Annotated in this window: 16 protein-coding genes; 2 read left to right on the forward strand and 14 right to left on the reverse strand. The window is 69.8% G+C overall.

The features are described 5' to 3' along the window. The 4 genes from VF665_RS23865 to VF665_RS23880 form a co-directional block, all read right to left on the reverse strand. Positions 1 to 639: hypothetical protein (locus VF665_RS23865; protein ID WP_331055993.1), on the reverse strand; the 639-nt coding region annotated here is incomplete at its 3' end. A 605-nt stretch (positions 640 to 1,244) separates the two neighbouring features. Continuing rightward, on the reverse strand, positions 1,245 to 1,646 hold the full coding sequence (locus tag VF665_RS23870) for a hypothetical protein (RefSeq protein WP_331055994.1): 402 nt from the start codon (positions 1,644 to 1,646) through the stop codon (positions 1,245 to 1,247). Further along, positions 1,643 to 1,972, reverse strand: coding sequence for a hypothetical protein (locus VF665_RS23875; protein ID WP_331055995.1), 330 nt, complete (start codon positions 1,970 to 1,972; stop codon positions 1,643 to 1,645). The genes VF665_RS23870 and VF665_RS23875 overlap by 4 nt, the downstream gene beginning before the upstream one ends. A 195-nt stretch (positions 1,973 to 2,167) precedes the next feature. Next, a complete protein-coding gene (locus tag VF665_RS23880; protein ID WP_331055996.1) occupies positions 2,168 to 3,175 on the reverse strand; it encodes a YpdA family putative bacillithiol disulfide reductase in 1,008 nt (335 codons plus the stop codon). 164 nt (positions 3,176 to 3,339) lie between these two features. Between VF665_RS23880 and VF665_RS23885 the strand changes: the two genes are divergently transcribed. Next, positions 3,340 to 4,314, forward strand: a complete 975-nt coding sequence (locus VF665_RS23885) for a hypothetical protein (protein WP_331055997.1) — start codon at positions 3,340 to 3,342, stop codon at positions 4,312 to 4,314. Positions 4,315 to 4,488: 174 nt separating this feature from the next. Here VF665_RS23885 and VF665_RS23890 read toward each other — a convergent pair whose 3' ends face one another. The 4 genes from VF665_RS23890 to VF665_RS23905 form a co-directional block, all read right to left on the reverse strand. Beyond that, positions 4,489 to 5,676 carry a PLP-dependent aspartate aminotransferase family protein gene (locus tag VF665_RS23890; RefSeq protein WP_331055998.1) on the reverse strand — a complete coding sequence of 396 codons (1,188 nt, stop codon included), beginning with the start codon at positions 5,674 to 5,676 and terminating at the stop codon, positions 4,489 to 4,491. Next, complete coding sequence (locus tag VF665_RS23895; protein WP_331055999.1) at positions 5,673 to 6,212, reverse strand: hypothetical protein; 540 nt, start codon at positions 6,210 to 6,212, stop codon at positions 5,673 to 5,675. The genes VF665_RS23890 and VF665_RS23895 overlap by 4 nt, the downstream gene beginning before the upstream one ends. Before the next feature lie 67 nt (positions 6,213 to 6,279). Beyond that, a complete protein-coding gene (locus VF665_RS23900; protein ID WP_331056000.1) occupies positions 6,280 to 6,753 on the reverse strand; it encodes a peptidylprolyl isomerase in 474 nt (157 codons plus the stop codon). Between the two features lie 83 nt (positions 6,754 to 6,836). Next, a complete protein-coding gene (locus tag VF665_RS23905; RefSeq protein ID WP_331056001.1) occupies positions 6,837 to 7,775 on the reverse strand; it encodes an ATP-binding protein in 939 nt (312 codons plus the stop codon). 179 nt (positions 7,776 to 7,954) lie between these two features. Between VF665_RS23905 and VF665_RS23910 the strand changes: the two genes are divergently transcribed. Next, positions 7,955 to 8,530 carry a DUF2231 domain-containing protein gene (locus VF665_RS23910; protein WP_331056002.1) on the forward strand — a complete coding sequence of 192 codons (576 nt, stop codon included), beginning with the start codon at positions 7,955 to 7,957 and terminating at the stop codon, positions 8,528 to 8,530. Positions 8,531 to 8,861: 331 nt separating this feature from the next. Here VF665_RS23910 and VF665_RS23915 read toward each other — a convergent pair whose 3' ends face one another. The 6 genes from VF665_RS23915 to VF665_RS23940 form a co-directional block, all read right to left on the reverse strand. Continuing rightward, positions 8,862 to 9,038 carry a hypothetical protein gene (locus VF665_RS23915; RefSeq protein ID WP_331056003.1) on the reverse strand — a complete coding sequence of 59 codons (177 nt, stop codon included), beginning with the start codon at positions 9,036 to 9,038 and terminating at the stop codon, positions 8,862 to 8,864. Between the two features lie 203 nt (positions 9,039 to 9,241). Then, positions 9,242 to 10,072 carry a zinc metalloprotease HtpX gene (locus VF665_RS23920; protein ID WP_331056004.1) on the reverse strand — a complete coding sequence of 277 codons (831 nt, stop codon included), beginning with the start codon at positions 10,070 to 10,072 and terminating at the stop codon, positions 9,242 to 9,244. Positions 10,073 to 10,516: 444 nt separating this feature from the next. Then, positions 10,517 to 11,494: a transcriptional activator NhaR gene (gene nhaR / locus VF665_RS23925; RefSeq protein WP_331056005.1), complete on the reverse strand. Its 978-nt coding sequence runs from the start codon at positions 11,492 to 11,494 to the stop codon at positions 10,517 to 10,519. Positions 11,495 to 11,569: 75 nt separating this feature from the next. Then, positions 11,570 to 11,863 carry an SWIM zinc finger family protein gene (locus VF665_RS23930; RefSeq protein ID WP_331056006.1) on the reverse strand — a complete coding sequence of 98 codons (294 nt, stop codon included), beginning with the start codon at positions 11,861 to 11,863 and terminating at the stop codon, positions 11,570 to 11,572. 217 nt (positions 11,864 to 12,080) lie between these two features. Then, positions 12,081 to 12,683, reverse strand: a complete 603-nt coding sequence (locus VF665_RS23935; RefSeq protein ID WP_331056007.1) for a hypothetical protein — start codon at positions 12,681 to 12,683, stop codon at positions 12,081 to 12,083. 19 nt (positions 12,684 to 12,702) lie between these two features. Further along, on the reverse strand, positions 12,703 to 14,179 hold a 1,477-nt coding region (locus tag VF665_RS23940; RefSeq protein ID WP_331056008.1), incomplete at its 5' end, for a HAMP domain-containing sensor histidine kinase.

The following is a 14,179-nucleotide window of genomic DNA, read 5'->3' on the forward strand; positions in this document are numbered from 1 at the left end:
CAGCGCATACAGCTTCGCAACCGAGTCCGCCGGAATCAGAAATCCCTGGGGGGCCGAGTCAGGAACCTTGGTTTCCGGTGGGGTGAACGAGAACACCCGCACGCTGAAGCTGAAGCGCGCAACCGAACGGGGGACCGTAAGTTCCCAACGCTTCGCCCGCGTGATCTGCTGCGGCTGGAGGATCGTGTCGTAGAAGAAGTACGGCTGACGTGCTTTGCTGAAGCTCTGCACCCCATCCGGGTTGCGCACGTTGACAGTACCGGTGTCATACGGTGCATTGAATGCGGCGGCCGTGGGCCCGCTCTCGAAAAAGACCTTCAGACCGGTTCGGGCCTGGCCGTCCGGCGTACCGATGGCATGCGTGAGCAGGTTCTGGACAGTCGCATCGAACGAAGTGATCTGCGTTATCGTGTCGGCCACCAGGTTGGATGACGCCATCTTGATTTGATTCTGACCGAGAAGGGCGGGGCCAACATCCCCTCTCGCCGGGTTTGATTCTGTACAGGCAAGGCTTCCCGCGCGCACATCGACAGTGCAGTCGAAGCGGGAGGACATGTACTCGCGGTCGTGCGGTGTGGACGCGGACGGACTCTGGTCGCACGAGATGCAGGCGAGGGCCAGCAAGGGCGAGATGATCATCATCCGTTTCAGTCGGGCCGGCGTTGACCGTGAAACATCGCGAGGAAAACTCCAGAAGGGATGATGCCGAGCGCTGGCGGAAGGGGAGGAAAGAAGGGTTCCGCGCAGGAGATGCGCTCAGCGGGGTACCGCACAGCCGAGGAGGAAACAGAGCTTCACTGCGCATCACGCAGATCGAGACGTAAAGAGGGTAGCGCATAAGGCGTTTTTTGTGCAAGAGCTTACGCGCCCGCTTCCGGGAGCCGGTGTGCTCCAGCTTGCCGGACCCATGTTCCCCGCCCGGCTCCGGATCGCGTGCAGCGCCTCAGGACGCCGGAACCGGTTCTCATGTCCGGATGTCAGGGCCGCCCGACTCACGTACGGAAGCGCCGATGGCCGGTCGGTCTCAACCCACGGCGCGTCTCCCGACGTGGCGCCAGGACGTAGTAGCACGTGACCCACCCAGCACCCGGCCCATCACCGCGTCGACCGCTGATCCGGAGAGGTGCGCGAGTCGGTGCGCCGGTGCGCTTGGAGAACTCGGGCTGCACCAGACGCAGGCAAGGCCAGCAACGACGGAATGCGCATCATGCTTCCAGGGTAGCAGCGCTCCCGCGGCGCTGGCCTCAGGAGGCAGCGCCCGCCAGGGGCGCCTCCACCCGCAGATCCCACTGGCAGTTCCGGCAGCGCACCACGTGGGGCCGCTTCATCCGCCCCAGTTCCGGAAAGTTTTGCTCCGTCCCGCACTTGGGGCACACGCCGTGGAGGGCGAGCAGGGTGCGGTGCTCGCGAAAGCGGTTGAAGGCGCGGTAGGCGCCCAGCATCAGCACCAGCAGCACCCACGGAATGTGCGGCGGGATAAAGAAGACGATGGGGATGAGGAGCCAGAGCGAAAGCTGCATGAGCGCCGAACTGCGCCGCCACGCCGGGCTGCGCTCCACGATCTGCGCACGCCCCTCCGTCCACTCCCCCGACGCGAACACCAGGCGCGCCGGAACCTCGGGCGCCCGGGGCTCGGGCGTGCTCACTGGCTCGTCTGCTGCTGGACGGCCGCAGCCACGCCCACGCCGCCCAAGTCCCAGGCGAAATCCCGGAACGACGGCGTGCCGGTGCCCGCGTTGCGGTCGCTCCACTCCTTCCACGCGCCCACGCTCACCCCCGTCCCCACGCCCACGAGCGTGCTGGCGTCGCGGCTGAGGCCCGCGGCCCGCGCCCCGCTCGCCGCCAGGCTGGTGACGGCGAACGAGACAAAGAAGTGCTTCAGCTTGTCCTCCCCAATCCAGCTGTCGGGCAGGGCCGGCGCGCGGTTCCCACCGCCCAGCGACAGGCAGAGCACGAAAAGGCAGGTGTTCACGCGACGGCTCCGGGTGCGGGTGTGTGCAGGGGTGGTGAAAAGAAGAAGGTCCCGGCCCCGCGCACGCAAGCGCGAAGCCGGACCGTGGCTTGGCCGTGTCCCCCGCCCGCGCCAGGTGGTCCAGGGCGCGGCGGCGGTGCTCGATGCAGAGGGTCGCCGTCCGCTGCGGGAGGGCAGGAAGGCGCGATCCAGCGATCAGCCGCGGCGGGCGGCGGCGCGGGCGGCGATCAGGGGGGCGTGAAGCTTGCCGTTTTCGATGAAGATCTTGTTGGCGTCGTGCCCGCTCACCACCACGCCGGCCACGAACACGCCGGGCACGTCCGTCTCCATTGTCGCCGGGTCGTGCAGCGGAATGCCGGTCACCGGGTCGATGGTAGCGCCCAGGCTGCGCAGGAGCCATGGATCCGGCTCGTATCCCGTCATCGCCAGGACCCAGTCGTTGGGCAGCGTCACGCGTTCGCCGGTGTCCAGGCTCTCCGCAACGACCTCCGCCGGGCGGATTTCCACGAGCCGGTGCCGCCAGAGCGCGGGGATGGAGCCCTCGGCGATGCGGTTTTCGATGTCCGGCTTGACCCACGGCTTCACCCCGCGGTCGATGCCGTCGAACAGGTGGACCATCGTGACGCGGGCTCCCTCGCGCCAGCAGAGCAGCGCCGCATCCGACGACGAGTTGCCACCGCCGATCACCACGACGTCCTGGTTCCAGTACGGGTACGGCTCGTCGAAGTAGTAGCGCACCTTGGGCAGCTCGGCCCCGGGCACGTTCAGCAGGCGCGGATTGTCGTAGTAGCCCGTGGCGATGACGACGTTGCGCGCGCGGTGCTCGTGCTCCACCCCGCGCCCCTGCGTGCGAAGGACGAACAGTTCGCCGTCGCGCGCGATCTCCGTGACCTCCTCGTACTGCCGCACGTCCAGCCGGTAGAACTCCGCCGTTTTGCGGTAATAGCGCAGCGCCTCGCGGCGCGACGGCTTGTCGCCGGAGGTGGTGAAGGGAATGCCGCCGATCTCCAGCTTTTCCGGCCCGCTGAAGTAGGTGACGTAGGTGGGATGGTCCAGCATGGCCTGGGTGATGGCGCCCCGGTCGAACAGGGTGCAGCTCAGCCCGGCCTGTTCCGCCGCGATCCCCACCGCCAGCCCGCACGGCCCCGCACCCACCACCGCAATCTCCACGATCTCGTTCATTCGCTGCACAGTCGTGTTCATCCCCGGCCCCTCCGCCGTCTCCGTCGCGAATCGCGCGCCGGAGCTTCCGGGCCCAATCTGGGGTTTGCATCAGGCTGGCGCCACACGGACAGAAGGGTTGTGCGGACGGGGGCGGCGGCGCAGAGTACTTCGGCTCCCGCAGAATCCCCACGCTCCCCGTCCCCATGCGCCCTTCTCTGCTCGCGCCCGTCCTCCTTCTGGCGGCATGCGCGCCCGATGCATCCGAATCCACCGCCGCGCGGGCCGCCGTCTCCGGCCTTGCGCCCCGCGCCGCTTCGCCGGCGCCCGCGGCGCAGCCCTCCTGGCCCGACCTGCCCGACTTCGCGGACCCGCGGCGCTTCATGGACCTGGACTCCCTCCAGTGGCCGCGGGTGGAGGCGCCGCGCCCCGCCGACATGCAGGCGCGACTGGCCGCGCTGGGCATCGTTCCGGTCCGCGGCACCGTCGGCGGCGAGCGGACAGGGGAGAGCGTGCGCGACTACCACCTGGTGGACTTTTCCGGCGATGGGACGCCCGACGTCATCTACCAGGGCCCGCCGTACGCGATGAACGACGGCGAACTGGGGACGTACGAGGGAACGCGGCTCAGGATGTGGCAGGTGCGCGGCGGCCGGGCGGTGGAGGTTCTGGACCGCCCCACGGCCATGCAGCGGATCTACCGTGCGCAGGCGGGAGCGCCGCTCCGGTTCCGCGCGATTCAGTATGGCTGCTGCGCAGATCCCGCGTGGACGATGGAGTACTACGCACCCTACGAGGGTGGCGGGGCGGTCCGCTACTCGCCGCATGCCCGCATTGGCGGCACCGTGGCGCTCGTCTGGCCCGCGCGGTTCTGGAGCGCGCCTCGGCGCTTTCGCGTGAACAGCGCGGGGCTTACCCTTCGGTCCGGGCCGGAGATCGGGGCGGGGGAGGAGTGGTCGGGGTGGGAGGGACACGGGAACGCGCTGGCCGAGTACGCGGCCGGCGCGCGCGGCATCGCGATCGCCGAGCGGGCCGACGCCACGGGACGCGTCTGGTGGTTCGCGCTCATGGACGGCCGCACACCTCCGCGCGCCGCCATGCGCGACGACGATCCCGCCGCTCCCGTGCCGCTGGACCGGCTGGGCTGGATCAGCAGCCGGTTTCTGACGGAGGAACCGTGAAAAGCAGGGAATAGGGAATAGGGAATAGGGAATAGGAACGGACGGAAGCCGCCGTGGCTCCCGTCCGTTTTCTGTCGACACGTTCCCGTGAGGCTGCTCGGTGCTGTACCGTGACCTCCGTGCAACCTCCGTGACCTCCGTGAGAGACGCGGTTTCGGCAGCCGGTGATCCGCCTCAGTCCGCGGCTTCGCGCTCCTGCAACCCCCCGTCCGCCGCGCGCAGGGCCTGCTCCAGGTCCGCGATCAGGTCCGCCGCGTCTTCGATGCCCAGCGAGATGCGGATGAACCCGTCGCGGATGCCGTTCGCCGCGCGTTCGTCGGGCGTCATGGCGGCGTGCGAGGTGTGGCGCGGCTCGGAAACCAGCGACTCCACCCCGCCCAGGCTGGGCGCCACCTTCATCAGCCGCAGCGCCCGCACGAACCGCGACGCCGCCGGCCCTCCGCCGCGAAGCTCGATCCCCATCATCCCGCCAAAGCCGTCCAGCACCCGCGACGCCACCTCGTGGTCCGTGTGCGACGCCAGCCCGGGGTAGAACGTCCGCGTGATCTCCGGCCGCTGCTCGGCCCAGCGCGCGACCTCCATTCCGTTGCGGTTGTGCCGCTCCATGCGCACGGACAGCGTCTTGATCCCGCGCTCCAGCAGCCACGCCGCGTGCGGATCCAGCATGGGCCCCCACACGCGCGCCCGCTTGCGCGCCTCGTCCACCCGCGCCTGGCTGCCCACCAGCGCGCCGGCCGTTACGTCGCTGTGGCCGGCCAGGTACTTGGTGGCGCTGTGCATCACCAGGTCCGCGCCGTGCTCCAGCGGGCGAAAGTTGATGGGCGACGCAAACGTCGCGTCCACCACCAGCGCCGCCCCGTGCGCGTGGGCCGCATCGGCGATGGGCCGCAGGTCCGCCACGCGCAGCAGCGGATTGGACGGAAACTCGCCCAGCACCACGCGCGTCTCCGGCCGCAGCGCCCGCTGCCATTCGGACGAAAAGAAGTCGACAAAGGTCGTGGCGATCCCCAGCCGCGACAGTTCGTCGGTGAGCAGGGCGCGGGTGCCGCCGTAGATGGCGTCCGTAGCCACCACGTGGTCGCCGGCCTGCAGCAGCGAAAGCATGGCGCACGACATGGCCGCCATGCCGCTCCCCAGCACCAGCGCGTCGTCGCCCCCGTCCAGCGCCGCCAGCCGCGCCTCCACCACCGAGTGGTTGGGCCCGTTGCCGTAGCGCGAGTACAGCAGGTCGCCCCCGCCGTCCGGGTCCATGTAGAAGGTGGTGCTGGGAACGATGGGGTTTACGACCGGCGCGTTGGTGCGGGGCTCCGGATCGCCGGCGTGAATCGCGGCCGTTCCCATTCCGCCATGGCTGGGCATCATGCGTCCTGCAGAAGAAGTGCGGAAAGCGGGGACACCGTGCCGTCCACGTGCACGGCGGCCACCCGCTTCAGGTAGAAGTGCGTGAGCGTGGCGGTCACGGCCTCGCGCGCCAGCCCAGTCTCGTCCGCCAGTTCCGCGCGGGACGCACGCCCGCGGCGCACCAGCGCGTCCCACACGGTGCGCTGCACGGCGTCCGTCTCGCCCAGCAGCAGCACCGGGCCTTCGTCGTCCACGGCCACCAGCAGCAGCCCGTGCCGCTCCAGCACCGCCTCGATGGCCTCCACGTGGTGCTCCTGCAGGTTGCGAACGACAAAGAACGCCTCCGCGGGGCGCTCCTCGCCCAGGTAGCGCAGCAGCAGCTTGGCGACGATTTCATCGGCGCAGGAATAGTCCAGCACCCGGACCTGTGAAAAGTCCAGGATGGACATCGTCACCTGCCGCTCGGCGTCCTCCATTTCGGCGATCTGGCTCTCCACGCCGGTCCGGATGGCGCGCCCGGTGGGGCGCGTGACCAGGTTGCTGAAGAGAGACGTCACGGAACGGCGGGCGGCGTGCGACAGGTCGATGGGAAGCGGAGCGATCCTGCGCCCTTGCAGCATGCGATCAGGCCGCGGCCTCGTTGACCGTCACCGATTCCATCTTGTCGCCGGCGCGGATCTGGGTGATGACCTCCAGCCCCTGCGTCACCTTGCCGAATACGGTGTGCACGCCGTTCAGGTGCCGCGTGTTCTGCTCGCTCAGCACGATGAAGAACTGGCTGCCGCCCGTGTCCTTGCCGGCGTGCGCCATGGACAGCGCGCCCACCTCGTGGCGGTGCGGGTTGCCCGCCGTTTCGCACTTGATCTTGTACCCCGGGCCGCCGGTGCCCACGCGCGGGTTGTTCAGCCCGCCCGCTTCCTTGGTGATGGGGTCGCCGCCCTGCACGACGAAGTCCGGAATCACCCGGTGAAAGATGATGCCGTCGTAAAAGCCGTCCTTCACCAGCTTGGTGAAGTTGTCCACCGTGATGGGCGCCTCGTTGGGGTACAGCTCGGCCGTGAACGTGCCCTTGTTGGTGTTGAACGTAACCGTCGGCATTAGCATGCTCTCTTGTTCAGGGAAGCCGCGTGAATGCGGATTCGTGGATAAAGGTCGATTGGGCCGCCGGGCGGGCGCGGCGCCTACCGGCGGACGGGGCGCGCGGGGGCGGCGCGGGGCGCGGGTTCCGCCACAGGGGTCTCCCCCCGGGCGGGAAGGATGATGAGGATCTGCGAGCCGGGAAAGTTGGCCAGGTCCGTCACCATCGGCACGCCGTCGTCCCAGTCCGGCACGTCGGCAATGCGCGCCGTGCCGCTGCGGATGGCGATCTTTCCGCCCCAGCGCCCCACCTTCTTGCGGATCTGCTTGAGCCCCTGCCCGCGCCCCGGGTCGCGAAAGCGCGTCACCCCGTGGATGAACGCCGCCTCCAGCGCCGTGGCGTCGCCCCACCGGTCGCCAAAGCGGCCGCTGTGCTCGCGGTCCAGCGACCCGCGGAATCCGATTCCCAGGTCCATCACCGCGATCACCACCACGCGCTTGTCGATGCGCCGCCACCGCCGGTACGTCTGAATGCCCACCCACCCCGGCGCGTCCGCGTGCTCGATGATGTTCTGCGACACCTCGCTCAGCAGCATGCTGAAGGCGATGGCGTCGGCGCGCGAGTAGCCGAGCTGCTCCGCCAGCAGCGTGCTGATGCGGTTCTCGTTCAGCTCCTCGATGACGCCGTGCACGTCCTCGTGCGAGTTGATCACGGTGATGGGGAGCATGACACCGGACTCGCCCACGCGGGGCCGCGGCGCGTCGTGCATCTCGAACGCGGCGCCGGCCGCCCCCACGAAGCCCATCCGCGTAAAGTAGCCGCCCACGTCCGCCGCCTGCGGAAACTGCAGGATCGGCTTCACGCCGTCGCGCGTAAAGTGCTCGCCGAGCGCCAGGAGCCCCGTCATTCCGTACGGATCGGCGAAGCGCACGTGGCGCGCGTCAAAGAGCAGGCGCGCGTCCCCGGCCCGCGACGCCTCCTCGACCATGGCGTCGAAGGCGTCGGAGTCCAGCGTGGGCGGTACGGAGATGACGTGCGTCATGAACGGCCGTGGGCGGGGTTGGTCATGCCCACAACGTATCACCCGCCGCACCGGCGAGAAAGTCCGCGCCGCGCACGGAGGGTGGAGGCGGGACGCGATGCCGGCGTGCGGGGCCCTGGCGCGATGGCGCGGGTTCTGCCTCGCCACCCGCCCCGAACCCGCTTTTCAGGAGAGCCCGCATGCCCCTTCGCATTCAGGAGATCCACCCGGCGCTGGTGCACTATCCGCTCGCGCTGCTCCCCACGGCGCTGGTGGCCGACGCCCTGGGCGCGGCCACCGGGAGCGAGACGCTGCTGGGGATGGGAAAAATCTGCATCGCCGCCACGCTGGTGACGGGAACCGTGGCGGGCGCCTTTGGGTTCGTGGCGCAGGAGGCCGCGAACACCAACGAGCACACGCACGCGCTGCTGGCCACGCACCGCAACGGCAACCTGGCCGTGCTCGGCATCACGGCGCTGATGACGGCGGACCGCATCGGCCGGCGCCGCCCCACGCCGGGCTACCTGGCCTGGGGCGCCGTGGCGCTGGGGATCGCGGGGTACACGGCGTACCTGGGCGGGCGGATGGTGTACGAGCACGGGCTGGGCGTAAAGCCGGCCGGCGGTGTGCGCACCGAGGACGCGCCGGAGCTTCGCGTGGACAACGTGGCCGAGCCCGCCGCCGTCGCCACCGACCACCTGCGCACCGGCTTGCACGACGTTCCGCGCGACCTGGGCCGCGGCGAGTTCGCCCCCGCCCTCGGCCGCGAAGCCTGAGCGGAGCCGCCGCCCCACCATAAACGATGCCCCCGCGCTGAACTCCGGCGCGGGGGCATCGTGGATCGAGCCTCGGAATAGCAGGAGCCGCCGGGGTGCTTGGCCGCGCGTCTCGCCTCCTGTTCTGCCCTGAATTTGGCGGACTCCTCCTGAGAAAAGCGCAGCCGCTCTTCTGTGGTTGCGTCCTTCAGGATCTCGTAGTGGCGATCACGGATCGCGCGCACCATCGCCACTGCGTCGATCGTCAGTTCGTTGTTCTTCTCGGTCATGTGTCAGTAACTCCATCCCTTATACCTGAGCAGACCGCGCATCGCGTCAGGCGGCTGTGCGATCAGGAGTTGCCGGGGTGCCTGGCCGACCGTGCAGCCTCGCGTTGAGCCCTGAACTTCGCTGCAGCTTCCTGGGAGTAGCGGACCTCCTCAGCGGGCGTCGCATCCTTGAGCCGCTCGTAGCCGGCGTCGCGGATCTGCCGCACCATCGCGACTGCATCGACGCACAACTCATCCATGATGCGTTACCTCTGAGGAGTGCGGATGCGAACAGGGGGGTATAGCAGAAACAGCGAACGAAACGAAAAATCGCGGATCAAGCAGCGCCTGTCAATAGTGTGCAGTTTTGCGCGTCGGTGACGGTAAAGGGAAAACCGCCTCCTGCCCTCGGGGAGGGCAGGAGGCGGTTCCTGTCAGTCGGCCGCGAGCGCGACGCGAACCGTCAGGCGGCCAGCGCCTGCAGCCTCGCGATGCGCTCCTCGGTGGGCGGGTGCGTGCTGAACAGCTTGGACACGCCGCCCATCCCCGCCAGCGGGTTCACCTGGGCCAGCGGCGCCACCGCGGGCGCGACGTCCATGGGAATGTGGCGCGCGCCGCTTTCCAGCCGGGCGAGCGCGCTGGCCAGCGCCAGCGGACGGCCGCTGATCTGCGCGCCCACCTGGTCGGCCTTGAACTCGCGCTGGCGGCTGATGGCGAACTGAATCAGCATCGCCGCCATGGGCGCCAGGATCGCCATGGCCAGCGCCGCCGCGGGATTGCTGTCCTCGTCGTCGCGCCCCGCGCCAAAGAACAGGCCGAAGTGCGCCAGGTTGCTGATGGCGCCGGCCATGGTGGCCGTTACCGTCTGCAGCAGCATGTCGCGGTTCTTGATATGCGCAAGCTCGTGCGCTACCACCCCTTCCAGCTCCTCGCGAGACACCAGCCCCATCAGCCCCTCCGTCACGCACACCACGGCGTGCTCCGGATTGCGCCCCGTGGCAAAGGCGTTGGGCTGCGCGTGCGGCGCGATTGCCACCACCGGCATGGGGAGCCCGGCGCGCTGCCGCAGCCGGTCCACCATCTCGTACAGTTCCGGCGCGTCGGCGGCGGTCACCACCCGGGCGCCGTACATCCGCAGCACCATGGCGGACGATCCCCAGTACATCGCCACGTTCATCACCGCGGCGAACAGCAGCGCCATCAGCATTCCGGACTGGCCGCCCAGCAGCGCACCCACGCCGCCGAACAGGGCGGTAAGCCCGGCCATCAGCAGAAAGACTTTTGCGTTGTACATCGCGTTCTTCTCCGTTGTGACTCGTCGCGCGTCAGCGGCCGCGCCGGGCCCGAACCAGAACGGGCGCCAGCCGCGCCGCGCGCCGCGGGCACCGGATGGTTCCCGCGCCCGCCAGCGCCACCGCCGCAACCCACAGCATCCATGCGATCATCCGTTCCATCCCGGTTCTGGGACTCCGCTTGCGGCCAGCCGTCCGGCTAGTCCGCCCGGCGCGTGCACCGTGGTTCTGCGATGGATTGAAGATCGCGCCGCACGCCGCGCCGCTCAAGCCCACCTATTCATTTTACGCACCGGATCGCGTATCACGTTGAACGCGCCGGTCACCGGCCTAGCCCTGTAAATTCTAACAAATCAATGATATATGGAGCGGTGGCGCCGGGTAAGCATAAGAAAATTATATGTGGATTAGCAGAACAATGCATCCGGCCCCGTCCGCGCGGCCCCTTACTCGGCGGCGGACGGGGCCTCCTGAGCCGGCGCCCCCGCGCCGGGGCGGGCCTTGCGGGTGCGCCGCGGGCGGGCGGCCTCGAACAGGTGCTGGCGGGCGGATTCGCAGATGGCGACCACGGCGGGGTTCTTGAGCTTGCGCTCCACGCTGATGGCGTAGAAGCGTTCGCGGATGCTCTCCACCGTGCCCACGGCTTCCACCCGGAACTGCCGCCGCACCTCCGCGTCGATCACGGAGGGCGACGCGAACACGCCCGCGCCCGCCTGCCCGAAGGCCTTCAGCAGCGCGCTGTCGGCGATCTGCGCCACGGTGCGCGGGCGGATCTCCTCCTGGTCAAACCAGAGTTCCAGCGAGCGACGCAGCGTGGTGTTCTCCGTGGGCATCAGAAAGGGGGCGCCGTTCAGCGAAGCGGGGTAGCCGTCGCGCAGTTCCGCGGCCTGCTCCGCCCGGGCGAACAGGGTGACGCCGCACTCGCCCAGCAGGTGGTTGTACGCCTTGACGCTGGACGTGGGGGGAAGGGGGCTGTCGGTGAGCACCAGGTCCAGCGCGTGGATGCTGAGTTCCGCGAGCAGCCGGTCCGGGCGGTCGTCTACCAGCACCATCTCCACCGGATCGGGAAGGGCGAGCGCGGGCTCCAGCAGGCGGTAGGCGACCAGCTTGGGGATCGAGTCGGCGATGCCCACCGCCAGGCGCAGCGGCCGGCCGGTGGGGCGGCCCTTGAGCACGTCCACCATCTCGTGCCCGGTGCGAAAGATGTCGTCCGCGTAGCGAAAGGCCACCTGCCCGGCCTCGGTGAGCACCAGGTTGCGCCCGCTCTTCTGGAACAGCTTTTCGCCCAGCTGCCGTTCCAGCTTGTGGATCTGCGCGCTGATGGCCGGCTGCGTGAGGTGAAGCAGGCCGCAGGCGCGCGTGACGCTGCCCTCGCGCGCCACGGTCCAGAAGTAGAGCAGGTGCTTGTAGTTCAGCTGTGTCATGGCGGCGACGGGTGAGAGGCGTTGCCGCTATTCATACACCGGACGCGCGCCGCCATGCAAGATGCATAAGCGGAACTACCGGCGCGGCTCCCGCAGCCGCTGCACCAGCCCGCCGATCTCGCGAATCACCCGCGGGTCGCCTTCGCGCAGCAGGGCGGCCAGGATGTGCTTGCAGACCCGTTCGCGCCACAGGTGGTCGCCGCAGTCGCAGCGGGGCACCAGCTGCGAGCGCAGGTCCACCCAGTGCGGCTCGTCTCCGCCGGTGACGCGGTACCGCCCGATGCCCACGCGCACCGCCGTCAGCCCCAGGCAGCGCTCCAGCCGCCCGGGCTCCACCCCGCCCGCCCGCTCGAAATCGATCATCTGCATGGCTCTCCTCCGCTCGAAAGAACGTTCCTTTCCCGTCGGAGATGATACCCGCGTGAGGGTGCGATGTTCGCCTTTTGTTCGGTTATTGGACCCGCCCCGCGCAATGGCTACGGAGTTTCCGCATCAGCCGGGATGAACGCGAAAAAGCCCCGGACGATGCGTCTCGTCCGGGGCCCGGTTATTCCGCCGCGCGATGCCGCCGCGCCTGCGAGCGCCGCTACTCGGGGCGGGGCGCCAGCGTGTTGCGGATGCGCTGCAGCTCCTCGCGCAGGCTGCGGATGGTGGCGTCGCGCTCGGCCAGTTCACGCCGCAGACGGGCCGTCTCGGCGGTCTGCTCGGCGCTGGCCCGGACGTGGACCGTGTCGGTGCCCACCACCCGCGTGCGGACCACGGGGTCCGGGTCGCAGCGCAGGTCGCCGCGCCGCTGCTCGCAGGGCAGAACCAGCTGCCGCGCCAGGTCCAGCAGCAGCGGCGCCTCCGGCCGGTGGGCCACCGCGCCTCCCGCCGTGTCGGCCCGCACGTAGATGTCCAGGTTCTGCGCGGCCAGCGTGGCGTTGAACGTCGAGCCGTCCGGGTTCAGGTACAGCGAGCCCAGGTAGAAGCGCGCCTCGCGCCCCTCCCGGGTGCGCGGATGGTCGTTGGCCAGCCGCTGGAACGCGGCGATGGCCACGCGAACCGAGTCCTGCCGCAGCGCCTGGTGCGCCTGCCGCCAGAGCTGGTCGGCGGAGCGGGGCGCGTCCGGGCCGGCGGGCCCGCGCCCGTTGAACACGGAGCACCCCGAAGCAAAACAGGCGCACAGCAGAAGAACGGCGAATTTCATCAGGATCGGCGGCGTGGCGTCAGGCCGCCCTGGAGGCGGGCGGCCGCTGCGGGAGCACCACGCGAAAGCGCGTCCCCCGGCCCTCCTGGCTTTCCGCACTGATCGTGCCCCCGTGGGCCTCCACGATCTCCCGCGAAATCGCCAGCCCCAGCCCCGAGCCCACCGACCGCGGCTGCGCGTCGTTGTCTACCTGATAGAATTTTTCAAAGATGCGCGGCAGCTTGTCCGCCGGGATCCCTACGCCTGAATCTTCCACCTCGATGCAGATGCCGTCGGGGCAGCGCTCCGCCTCCACTCGGATGGTTCCGCCGCGCGGGGTGAACTTGAAGCTGTTGCTGAGCAGGTTGCCCAGCACCTCGTTCAAGCGGTCCTCGTCCCCCGTGAGGGTGGCGGGGAGGTCGCCGGCCAGGCGGACGGGGAACTCGATGCCGTTCTGCATCGCCAGCACCTGGAAGCCGCTGGTGAGCTCGTCAAAGAACTCGCGCAGGTCGATCTCGCGCAGCTCCAGCCGTCCCCCGCCGGCCTCGAAGCGGCTCACGTCCAGCAGCCGGTGAACGAGGCGCGTAAGCCGGTCCGCCTGCGAGTTCACCGCCTCCAGCGTAGTGCGCTGCTTGTCGCTCACGGGGCCGTAGATGCCGTCCGCCAGCAGCGTCACGTAGCCGCGGATCACGCTCAGCGGCGTCTTGATCTCGTGCGAGGCCACGGACACGAACTCGGCCTTGAGCCGGTCCAGCTCCCGCAGCCGCGCCGTCATCGTCCGGAACGAGCGGGCCAGGTCGCCCAGTTCGTCCGGGCGCTCCACGGGAATGCGCAGGTGGGGGTCCAGGTCGCCTTCCGCCACCGTCCCCATCCCCCGCCGCAGCTCGCCCACGGGGCGCAGCAGGGTGCGGGTGAGCCAGGTGCCCAGGATCACGGCCAGCAGCAGTGCCACCGCCAGAGAGGTGAGGGTGGTGTTGACGGCGCCGCTGGCCACCCGCTCCGCCCGCAGCGCCTCCCGCCCCGTGCGGTCCTGGATGGCGCGGCCGATGGGGACGACTTCCTGCTCCATCCGCCCGAACCCGCCCGCGATGTCGCGGCGCAGCGCGTCGGGGGTGTCGCCCCCCGCCGCCACGATGGCGCGCTCCTGGGCGATCTGCAGGGAAAGCCGCCGCCACAGCGCCTCGGCCCGGGGCGTGGCGTCGCCGTAGTGCGCCGCCTGCAGCCGCCCGAACGCCTGCCCGATGCGCACGGAGGCGCTGTCCACCCGCGCGCGGGCCGCGGTGGTGTCGGCCGCGCTCCCTTCCGTCACGTCGCCCAGCTGGTGCAGGGCCACAAAGCGCGTCTGCCCGTCCGCGGCGGATTCCAGCGCGTCGCGCAGGTCGCCGTACGCGTCCGTGGCCTCCACGTCGCGCGCGTCCAGCGTCTGGGCGATGTCGTGCACCTGCCGCAGCGCCCAGAGCGCGTACGCAGCGGGGAGAATGAGGATGGCGGAGATGCCCACCAGGGCCAGAACGATC

Origin of the sequence: Longimicrobium sp., assembly GCF_036387355.1 — a bacterium.
Lineage (GTDB): Bacteria > Gemmatimonadota > Gemmatimonadetes > Longimicrobiales > Longimicrobiaceae > Longimicrobium.